Annotated in this window: 7 protein-coding genes and 1 pseudogene; 3 read left to right on the forward strand and 5 right to left on the reverse strand. The window is 37.2% G+C overall.

Annotated features, from left to right (window positions below; translation table 11 throughout):
• Positions 1 to 225 precede the first annotated feature (225 nt).
• Positions 226 to 843: pseudogene (locus GJV03_RS20410) on the forward strand (Sir2 family NAD-dependent protein deacetylase); the annotation flags it as partial.
• Positions 844 to 897: 54 nt separating this feature from the next.
• Here the strand turns inward: GJV03_RS20410 and GJV03_RS20415 are convergent.
• Positions 898 to 1,899, reverse strand: a complete 1,002-nt coding sequence (locus GJV03_RS20415) for a DUF4349 domain-containing protein (protein WP_154130993.1) — start codon at positions 1,897 to 1,899, stop codon at positions 898 to 900.
• 144 nt (positions 1,900 to 2,043) lie between these two features.
• Complete coding sequence (gene aspA, locus GJV03_RS20420) at positions 2,044 to 3,495, reverse strand: aspartate ammonia-lyase (RefSeq protein ID WP_154130994.1); 1,452 nt, start codon at positions 3,493 to 3,495, stop codon at positions 2,044 to 2,046.
• 374 nt (positions 3,496 to 3,869) lie between these two features.
• On the opposite strand from aspA, the gene putP reads away from it, so the two are divergent.
• Entirely contained in the window at positions 3,870 to 5,375 is a 1,506-nt protein-coding gene (putP, locus tag GJV03_RS20425) for a sodium/proline symporter PutP (protein ID WP_034617251.1), read from the forward strand.
• A gap of 51 nt (positions 5,376 to 5,426) precedes the next feature.
• On the opposite strand, the gene GJV03_RS20430 is transcribed toward putP, so the two are convergent.
• Positions 5,427 to 5,924, reverse strand: a complete 498-nt coding sequence (locus GJV03_RS20430; protein WP_004821915.1) for an Lrp/AsnC ligand binding domain-containing protein — start codon at positions 5,922 to 5,924, stop codon at positions 5,427 to 5,429.
• Positions 5,925 to 6,044: 120 nt separating this feature from the next.
• Here GJV03_RS20430 and putA point away from each other — a divergent pair, with 120 nt between their 5' ends.
• Positions 6,045 to 9,800 carry a trifunctional transcriptional regulator/proline dehydrogenase/L-glutamate gamma-semialdehyde dehydrogenase gene (gene putA / locus GJV03_RS20435; protein WP_154130995.1) on the forward strand — a complete coding sequence of 1,252 codons (3,756 nt, stop codon included), beginning with the start codon at positions 6,045 to 6,047 and terminating at the stop codon, positions 9,798 to 9,800.
• Positions 9,801 to 9,940: 140 nt separating this feature from the next.
• Here putA and GJV03_RS20440 read toward each other — a convergent pair whose 3' ends face one another.
• On the reverse strand, positions 9,941 to 10,507 hold the full coding sequence (locus GJV03_RS20440) for a TetR/AcrR family transcriptional regulator (RefSeq protein WP_154130996.1): 567 nt from the start codon (positions 10,505 to 10,507) through the stop codon (positions 9,941 to 9,943).
• Between the two features lie 29 nt (positions 10,508 to 10,536).
• On the reverse strand, positions 10,537 to 10,881 hold the full coding sequence (locus tag GJV03_RS20445; RefSeq protein WP_035372365.1) for an SMR family transporter: 345 nt from the start codon (positions 10,879 to 10,881) through the stop codon (positions 10,537 to 10,539).
• Positions 10,882 to 11,424: the final 543 nt, after the last annotated feature.

Raw genomic sequence — 11,424 nt, forward strand, 5'->3', positions numbered from 1 at the left:
ATATTCACTTGAATGTAACTAGAACTTAGGACTTTTCATACTGTTTGGATGATTCATCATCTGTTTCATTGTCTCTTCAATATCAAATTCACCATTTATAAACTTATTTGCGATTGAATTCATGGTGAGTGTTAGTTCATAATTTTCTCAATCAATTGAGATATTTTTTAGTACAAGATTTGTCCATATTTTTATTTATTATCTTTTTTGTTTTTTTTGTAAAAGCAATCTGTAGATATTCAAGAGGTGGCTACACCTGAAGCTTGGCGGCGTAACCCTGCCTTGGTGCAACGTTTTTACAATGAACGACGTCAACATATTCTCAATGCTCAGCCCAATCAAGCACACGATATCATTGCTCAACTCGAACAACATTTTGATGTCATTGTAATTACTCAAAATATTGATGATCTGCATGAACGTGCAGGAAGCCAACAGGTTATTCATTTACATGGCAATATCCGCCTTGCTAAAAGTTCTAAACCCAATGCGCAGTACACAAATGAGTTTTATCCTATAGATGGTTGGCAATTGGATCTAGAACAACATAAATGTCCTGAAGGATATCCACTTCGCCCTCATGTGATTTGGTTTGGTGAAGCTGTTCCTGCGTATGAAGAAGCAGTACAGATGATCCGTGATGCTGATATTTTTATTGTTATTGGCTCCACATTGACCGTCTACCCTGTGGCAGGTTTGATTCACGAGATTCCAGAACACTGTGATGCCTATTATATTGACCCGCAAGCCAGTTATGAGCGTGTTCCCCAACAATACCAATGTTTAAAAATGAGTGCGACTGAAGGAATGCAACAGCTTTTTGAAAAACTGACAACACATTAAAAAGCCAGTGCAATTGCACTGGCTTTAAAAATTACAGCATAGCACTAAGTAAAATCATGCATTGTCATCTGTAGAATTACTCTGATCTTTTTTCACATCTTTAGAAGGTTTAGTCGATGAAGAATCATTAAATAATTTATTCATTACAGGCTTAATCACTCGATAAATAATCAAGCCAAGAAATACCAGTAAATAAAGTGGCCAAATGGTGACTAAAATAACCAATAAATCCAAAATAAATTGCCAGCCATATTGAACACCTTCCCAAGCACGCTTCCAAAAACTATCACCGTTTAAGCGTGCCACAGCAGCAACATCAACATCCAGACTTTCTCTCACCATCGCGGGTTGTTTAATGGCAATACTAATCGTGCTAAAACGCACCCGATCTTGAACTTCAAGTTGGGTTAAACGGGAAATTTCATTCAGCTGTGATTGTTTGGTATCACTAGGTACAGTTTGAGTTTGTCCAATTTTTTCTTCTAAAAGCTTTAACTCAAACCGCTTTGCAGAATATTGTTGTTGATTTAAAAAGTACATCAAAGGCAATAACTGATTGACATATAACGCGGCTTTATCACTCGGTACTCTGACAATGATCTCCGCATGCGGATCAACTTTTTCAAAAACTCGGATTTTACCATCCGCAATTTTTTGTGTTTTTACATCGAGTACATCAAAACTGATATTTTTCTGCTCTATAAAGCCGCCCGCTTGAAAAGTGAGCTTATCAATTTCTAAAGCAGTTTTAACCACATCTTTAGCTGTGAAATTAACCTGAGCTTCACGCACCATACGACGTGCTTTTTCTGCTTGACTGACATCGGTACTTAAAATAGTTTCAGGTTTTTGTTCAGTCACAGGTGTGGTATCAACAGAATTTTCAGTAGCTTGTTCAGCACTTTTTTCTGCGGCATCAGCCGCTTGTGCAGCATCCTGAGCAACGACTTGTGTATCTGGAGCAGACGCAGAACTTTCAGCAGCTTCTTCCGATTTTTTCGCACATCCAGAAAGAAGTACCAAACTTAAGACGAGAATTAAATGTTTATTATTCATAGATTATTGACTTTTGTTGGTGATTTTAAATTTTGTTGAATTATAAAGAAACTTTACTTTTTTTACCATGCATAAAAATACAGCATCGAAATGCTGTATTTATCAAATTTTTTATACATAGATCAACAAGTGTAATTCAAACAATTAGCCTGCTTTACCGATTTCTTCATATGGCTGTACTGCAATTTCTGAAATCATATTTTCAAAAGAGAAAATTTCATCTAGACGTTCTTGGCTCAATAAACCTTGTTCAAGTACAACCTCTTGAATGGTTTTATTTTCAGCAATACATTGCTTCCCAATTTCATCACACTTCGCATGACCTAAAATTGGATCAAGTAAGGTAATTATTCCGACACTACGCATCACAGCATCAAAACAGGTTTTTTCATTGGCAACCACACCTTGAATACACTTCTCATCCAAGGTTTGAATCGCATTGATCAATAACTCAATTGATTCATTCATGGTAAGTGCAATCACAGGCTCCATCACATTTAACTGTAATTGGCCCGCTTCTGCTGCAAAGGTAATGGTTAAATCATTACCAATCACTTTAAATGCAACTTGATTGACGACTTCTGGGATCACAGGATTGACTTTCGCTGGCATAATCGATGAACCAGCTTGTAATTCAGGTAAGCGAATTTCCCATAAACCTGTTCTTGGGCCAGAACTTAATAGACGTAAGTCATTACAGATTTTAGAGAGTTTTACAGCCAAACGTTTTAAGGTGCTTGAAAGGATAATAAATACACCGCAGTCACTGGTCGCTTCAACATAGTCTTCTGCACCAATTAAGTTTAAACCTGTTAAGGCTTTTAAATTTTCATTGACCTGAGCAGCATAACCATGTGGTGTATTTACGCCTGTACCAATCGCAGTAGCGCCTAAATTAATTTCTAATAAAAGTTCACGGGTTTTTTTAATTAAGCGCACATCTTCTTTGAGTAATGTTGCAAAGGCATGAAACTCTTGTCCTAATGTCATTGGGACAGCATCTTGTAACTGGGTCCGTCCCATTTTTAACACATACTGAAACTCAGCAGATTTTAATGTCAGTGAACTAAACAAATTATTGATTTTTTCAAATAACAAATCCAGTGAATAGTAAGTTGCTAAACGTAATGCGGTGGGATAGACATCATTGGTCGATTGAGATTTATTGACATGGTCATTTGGATGGATGATGTCATAACGTCCTTTCGCATAACCTAAAGACTCTAATGCGATGTTGGCAATGACTTCATTGGTATTCATATTAATCGATGTACCTGCACCACCTTGGTAGACATCTGATGGAAAAGCATCTTTCCAATTTTGCGGATTTTCAATCAGTTCATCACTTGCTTTTTGAATCGCTACACTGATTTCTTCAGAGATCTTATTAAATTGTAAATTGGTTTGTGCCGAGGCCTTTTTGACCTGAGCCAAAGCGCGGATAAAAAAGCTTTGTTCACCGACGGTATGTTTAGAAATATTAAAATTTTCTAAAGCTCGAATTGTATGAATACCATAATAACTGTTTATAGGAACTTCTTTACTTCCCAATAAATCTTTTTCTATTCTTGTAACTTCAGGTTGAACCGTTTCCATGTGATCTGCTCATTATATATTTATGCACTATAGTTGTGCAGTTACAATAATATTCCTTCTTATCTGCTTTTGTACTAGCAAAATATGTCATTTCGATAAACAATTTTATGGAATTATCAATTAAACGTTAACAATGTAACTTTGCGTAAAGTATAATCCCACAGTCTCTAAACACTCCCAGTAGAATTTTTTTGGATATAAATTGCTGATTTTTTGCATTTGTATCTAAAGTTACAATCGGATACATAAATCTTGCACAATCACCTTATAAAAATCACAGCGATATTTTTTAGTTGTGTGAAAGAATTCGCTCGTGAAACTTATGCGATAAAAAATAAAACTTGGAGATTTACTCCACAAGGACTGAATTAAATATGGACTCACTCAACCCCACAGTTGTCACGTTTATCTTTTATATCATTGCAATGGTTTGTATTGGCTTATATGCCTATAGAAAAACCACCGATTTCTCAGATTATATTTTGGGAGGTCGAAGTTTAGGGAGTTTTGTCACTGCACTTTCAGCAGGTGCATCGGATATGAGTGGTTGGCTACTCATGGGACTCCCAGGTGCAATTTACCTGACTGGATTATCTGAATCATGGATCGCAATCGGGCTCATTATTGGTGCTTGGCTCAACTGGTATTTGGTCGCAGGCCGTTTACGTGTCCATACTGAAATACAAAATAATGCATTAACATTACCAGATTATTTCACCAGCCGTTTTGGTGATAAAAAGAAAGTGATCCGTATCATTTCTGCACTGGTCATTTTAATCTTCTTTGGTATTTACTGTGCTTCAGGCATGGTGGCAGGTGCACGTTTATTTGAAAGTATTTTTGCTATGAACTACACCACTGCTCTTTGGGTCAGTGCGATTGCAACCATCAGTTATGTGTGTATCGGTGGCTTTCTTGCGATCAGTTGGACGGATACATTTCAAGCGGGCTTGATGATTTTTGCATTGCTGTTGGCACCGATTATGACTTTCTTGGCAGTCGGTGATTTACAACATGTCAATCAATTGATTGAAGCCGCACGTCCACATGCAGCAAATATGTTCCAAGGAGTCAGTTTTATCGCCATCATTTCATCAATGGCATGGGGCTTAGGCTATTTTGGACAACCGCATATTCTAGTCCGTTTTATGGCAGCAGATTCAGTGAAAACCATTCCCAACGCACGTCGTATTGGTATGGCGTGGATGATTCTATGTTTAGCGGGCGCTGTTGCTGTAGGTTATGTTGGTATTGCTTATTTCCAAGCACATCCTGATATTCCGTCAGCTGCAATTGTGGCAAAAAATCCAGAAACAGTGTTTATGGAATTAACCAAAATCTTATTTAATCCATGGGTTGCTGGTGTTGTTTTAGCCGCTATTTTAGCCGCTGTTATGAGTACCTTAAGCTGTCAGCTTTTGGTATGCTCAAGTACCTTAACTGAAGATTTATATAAATCTTTTCTTCGTAAAAAAGCCTCACAAAATGAGTTGGTTTGGGTCGGTCGTTTAATGGTTTTAGCCATTTCAGTACTCGCGATCATCTTGGCATTTAACCCAGAAAGTAAGGTACTTGGTCTAGTGGCTTATGCATGGGCTGGTTTTGGTGCTGCATTTGGTCCACTTATTTTATTGTCTGTGTTTTGGAAACGTATGACTTTAAATGGCGCATTGATCGGTATCATTGTCGGTGCTGTAACGGTAATTGTTTGGAAAAACACCATGGCGCATACGGGTTTATATGAAATCGTGCCAGGCTTTGTGCTTTCTTTCATCAGCATCATTGTGGTCAGTTTAATGGACAAAGCCCCTGAAAAAGAAGTAATTGATCGTTTTGAAAATGCTGAGCAAATTTATAACCGTGAAATGAAAAATATGTAAATTCAAATGTTTGAATAAATCATTAGAGTTAGGGGCATTCATGCCCCTTTTCTATTTCTTTACTTTCGCTTTAAAATTTAAATGTAATTGTGAACTGTCTTTAATCACTTCCATCACTGGATAACTACGCGTTTCCTTTACCCCAGGCAATTGCCACAGGACCTGCCCTGAAATACGACGGAACTCCTCCATATCTGCACACCGAATTTTCACTAAAAAATCAAAACCACCACTAATCATATGACATGCCATAATTTCTGGATATTGTACGATTGCATCTGAAAAAGCATCCAAAGCATTGGGTGTAGTTTTGTCTAAAAGAATCTCAACAAATACCACAAAATTAGCGCCTAACATTTTCGGATTTAGTTTTGCTTCATAGCCCAAAATAAATCCTTCACCTGTCAATTTCTGCACCCGAGCAAGCGCGGCTGTTGGAGATAAATTAACTTTTTCAGCCAACTTAATATTGGAAATTTTTCCATCTTTTTGCAAAATATCCAAAATCCGAATATCTATACGATCCAAGCTTAAATAAGCACTTTCCATAGAATAATTCTCTAAATATTATTCAAATTATAGTGAGTTATTCACTAAATATTCTGTAATCATAAATTATATAAACCCATCTGCTCAACAAAAATATTTGCTAGTCACAGGACGTTGACAATGAATATGGATTCACCTCAAGTTTTAAATGCAAACCTACTTCCAAGTTTGGATTACATTACCGAATTTAAAGACAAAACTGATTTTGAAGAAGAAATCAATCATGCGTGGCGTCGTACTGAATCGGAATGCGTTGAAAACTTACTTGAGCACAGTCAAATTTCTGAAGAAATGAATCAGAAAATTTATGACATTGCATTTAACTTAGCGCATAGCTTACGTGACCGTAAAAGTTCGTCAGGCAAAGCAGGTATCGTACAAGGTCTGCTGCAAGAGTTTTCATTGTCTTCACAAGAAGGCATCGCATTGATGTGCTTGGCTGAAGCCTTGTTACGTATCCCTGATAGTGCGACCCGAGACTTATTGATTCGCGATAAAATTAATCAAGGTAACTGGAAAGATCATTTAGGCCAAAGTAATCTCATGTTTGTCAATGCTGCTGCATGGGGACTCATGCTGACTGGCAAACTGATGGAAACACCTAAACAAACCAGCCTTTCGGGGATCCTCACTTCGCTCTTAGCACGTACAGGTAAAGGCATCATCCGTAAAGCAGTTGATGCAGCAATGCGTATGATGGGTGAACAGTTTGTTACTGGTGAAACCATTGAAGAGGCTTTGGACAATGCCAAAACTCTTGAAGACAAAGGTTTCCGTTATTCTTATGACATGCTTGGTGAAGCAGCACTGACTGAACACGATGCAGATCGCTATTTCGAAGACTATACACAAGCGATTCATGCCATAGGTAAAGCGTCTGAAGGTAAAGATGTTTATACCGGCCCTGGAATTTCAATTAAACTTTCGGCTTTACATCCACGTTATCAACGTTCTCAAACCGAACGTGTGCATCATGAACTTTATCCTCGTATTTTAAATTTAGCACTTTTAGCTAAGACCTATGATATTGGTCTCAATATTGATGCAGAAGAAGCGGATCGTTTAGAGCTGTCTTTAGAATTACTTGAGCGTTTATGCTTTGAGCCACAACTGGCAAACTGGAAAGGTATAGGCTTTGTGATCCAAGCCTATCAAAAGCGTTGTTTCTATGTGGTGGATTATATTATTGATCTGGCAAAACGTAGTCAAAAACGTTTAATGATTCGTCTGGTCAAAGGTGCTTACTGGGACAGTGAAATCAAAAAAGCACAAATTGACGGTATGTCTGACTACCCAGTCTTTACCCGTAAAGTGCATACAGATTTGTCTTATATTGCTTGTGCAAAAAAACTATTGGCTGCGCCTGATCAGGTGTATCCGCAATTTGCAACACATAATGCGCAAACACTTGCCACTATTTATGAGTTAGCAGATCCACAAAAATATTATCTTGGTCAATATGAATTCCAATGCTTACATGGCATGGGTGAACCACTTTATGAACAAGTGGTAGGCAAGGTTTCAGATCAGAAATTAGGGATTCCATGTCGTATTTATGCGCCTGTCGGTAATCACGAAACCTTATTGGCCTATCTGGTTCGACGTTTATTGGAAAATGGTGCGAATACCTCATTTGTTAACCGTATTGCAGATAAAAATATTAAAATTGAAGACTTGATTGAAAACCCAGTTCAAGAGATTTTACATACTGCAGAAAAAGAGCACGCAGTCGGGTTAAAACACCCCGCTATTCCGCTTCCTCATGATTTATATCAAGGCATACGCCAAAACTCTCAAGGTTTAGACTTAGCTGATGACAGTAAATTACAAGATTTAAATCAAACTGTTCAACACTATTTAAAACACCAGTGGAACAGTTATAGCCTTGTCGATCAGCTTGATTTACAAGACTTAGCTGAAATAAATTCGCAAGAAATCCGTAATCCAGCTGATCATTCAGATCTAGTTGGTTATGTGATCGAAGCAGAAACAGCACAAGTCGATTTGGCCTTAGATAACGCTCATCAAGCTTTTGAAAATTGGAAAAATGCATCTCAAGATTTTCGTGCAGAGTTATTGCTCAAAGCTGCTACGATTATGGAATCGCGTATTCAGGAACTGATGGTTTTACTGTGCCGTGAAAGTGGTAAAACTTATAGTAATGGTATTGCTGAAGTACGTGAAGCCGTTGATTTCCTTAGATACTATGCAGCACAAATGCAAAGCATTGAGGATAATGGCACACTCAGCCCATTGGGTACAATTTTATGTATCAGCCCTTGGAACTTCCCGCTTGCAATTTTTACTGGACAAATTTCAGCAGCACTTGTTGCAGGAAATACCGTAATTGCTAAACCTGCTGAACAAACCCCATTAATTGCAGCACAAGCAATTCAAATCTTATGGGAAGCAGGAGTTCCAAAATCAGTAGTACAATTACTTCCTGGTCGTGGTGAAACAGTTGGGGCAAAACTCAGCCAAGATGAGCGTATTCAAGGCATTATGTTCACAGGTTCCACTGAAGTTGCTAAGATTTTACAAAAAACCGTAGCACAACGCCTGAGTCCAACAGGTCAACCGATTCCTTTGATTGCTGAAACGGGTGGCCAAAATGCGATGATCGTAGATTCTTCTGCGCTGACAGAACAAGTCGTAATTGATGCAGTAAATTCAGCATTTGATAGCGCTGGTCAACGTTGCTCTGCCCTCCGAGTATTGTGCGTTCAAGAAGACAATGCAGCAACCTTGATTAAGATGCTTAAAGGTGCCATGCAACAGCTCAACATTGGACAACCTATTTTGCTTAAAACAGATATAGGTCCAGTGATTGATGGTGAAGCGCAACAGAATATTGAAAAACATATCGAAATGATGCGGAGCAAAGGCTATGCAATACATCAACTTGCTTATGAAACACCAACATCTGATCTAAATGCAGGCACATTTATTGTCCCGACAGTGATTGAGCTTCCAAATCTGAATGATTTAAAACGTGAAGTTTTTGGACCTGTATTGCATGTTATTACCTATAAATATGGTGAATTAAAGCAATTGTTAGAACATATCAATGCAAAAGGATATGGCCTAACCATGGGTTTACATACACGTATCGATGAAACCATTCAAACCACCATTGAACATGCGGAAGTGGGTAACTTATATATTAACCGTAACATTGTAGGTGCCGTTGTAGGCGTACAACCTTTTGGTGGTGAAGGTTTGTCAGGAACAGGGCCTAAAGCTGGTGGTCCGATTTATTTATATAAATTGATGCAGCATACAGCGCTACCTAATCGCCCTTTTGGTACTGTAAAAAATATCTCTGAACAGCTCAATTTAAAGCCATCTGAAATTCAAACAGAGTTTCACACTTGGGCAAAACAGCACTATGCGCAATGGGCTATGCATCAGTATCAATCACCGATTGCTTTATATGAACTTCCGGGTCCAACAGGTGAATTGAATCAATACCATGTTGTATCACGTCATCGGATATTGGCAATCGCAGCGCAAGAACAGGCTTTGCTGAATCAATTTAATGCAATTTTGTCTCTCAATGCACAAGTCTGTATTTTAAGTGACGATGCGATTGCTTTAAAAATGATTCAAAGTATGCCAAAAGCGTTGCAACAAAAATTTTCGATGATCAATGATGTGGCTGTTGGAGAGTTTGATGCTGTTTTACATCAAGGTGCTGGTCTAAAAGAATTACAAACTCTGATTGCGCAACGTGAAGGTGCAATTGTTGGCATAACTCATTTAGCGGATGCCAATACAATTATTCCACTTGCACCATTACTTATTGAACGTGCAATCAGTATCAATACTGCGGCTGCAGGCGGAAATGCAAGTTTAATGACTTTAGACAGTGAATAAATCATAAAGCAATGATTTAACCTAGTTTAAAGAAAGTTTTCCATTCCAAGCCAATATCATTTGGCTTGGTTTTTTTATTTTGGATTTTTATTTTGATCTGTAGCTATTGGTTTTGCTTACAAAGCAGAGCAAATGAATCACTATTCAGGATAAGTTCTTAACAATAATTCCTGTTTAATTTCCTCATAATCATCTTGCATTTTTGGGGAGAGGCTTTCAACAAACCATGCCCCATCGGCTGCATAACGTAATATTTTTAATGTAGCAGAATCATCCGTTTCAGCATGTTGAGACAATCGCCGTGTCAGCCATTGGTCCCACTTCTCACTATAAGATTTATCTGTCATCAATGTCATACTTAAAGCACTCCATACCGTGTTGACACCAAATGAAGGACTTAAGGTGACATCAATATATGCACGTGTAAAACAGCCATAAGTAACTGGATCTTTTTCAATTGCCAGACTAACTTGCTGGTCCAATTGTTGGATTAACTCTTCCAACATGGCCTCAATCAGAACTTGTTTATTGGCAAAATGATGAAATACACCACCTTTAGTTACACCTGAACGCGTTGCAATACTTTGAATAGATACGCCATTTACACCATGTTCAGCAACTAAACTCATCGTGTTAGCTAAAATTAATTTTTTAACACCTTCAGGATCTTTTTTACGTTGATAAGCATTTTCTACAATTTTATCCATACTCAAATCTTACCTGCTTCGTGCTTTTATCAATGCCCTGCTGATGTTGAAAATAAGTTAATCACCAATACACCTGAAATAATTAATCCAATGCCTGCAATTGCTGCAAAGTCTAAGCTTTGTTTGAAAATGAAGTAACCCACCAAAGCAGTGAGGATAATACCGACACCAGCCCAAATTGCATAAGCAATACCCAATGGAATTGTTTTAATCACGTGAGAAAGTAAATAAAAAGAAATCACATAAAAAAATACCACCAGTAAACTCGGTACTAACTTTGTGAAGCCTTGCGATTTCACTAAGAATGTTGAACCTGTTACTTCAGCGATGATAGCGACCGCCAATAAACTATAGGCAAAAACAATAGAATTCATAAATTCATCAAAAGATACCAGTTGGTTGGTATGTTATATAAATTCAATTTACAATACAATCTTTAGCTAATTGTAATCTCATCTATTAAACTTGGTGAATAAAAAGCAATTGCACTTTGATAAAAATTATTTTTAAAAAATAAAAAAAGGCGAGTTATCAATATGATACTCACCTTTTTTTCTTCAATTTTCTACTTAATCAGGTAGGATGAATAAAGTAGAAAAATGAAATTATAAGCAACAAGGCAATTATCGCCAAAATTAAATACGTGTTTACCGTGTTGAAACTCTTTATAAAGTTTAAAATTTCCATTATTTTTCGTCACAAAATAAACCAGCATTTATTTTAATATATTTTGTCACAATTTGTAAGATCATTAAGCCTGATTAAATTAAAAAATACTTAAAAATTAAGTCTAACTGCCTATTTTTACAGCATGAATAGATATTCAAAAGACTTATTATAAATGATAAGTATTCTCATATATTTGTTTTTATTCAGTTATTCCGTATTTTTTGATACTAATATCACAATAATCAGAC

The sequence above is a fragment of the Acinetobacter sp. RIT698 genome (genome assembly GCF_009668065.1).
GTDB lineage: Bacteria > Pseudomonadota > Gammaproteobacteria > Pseudomonadales > Moraxellaceae > Acinetobacter > Acinetobacter guillouiae.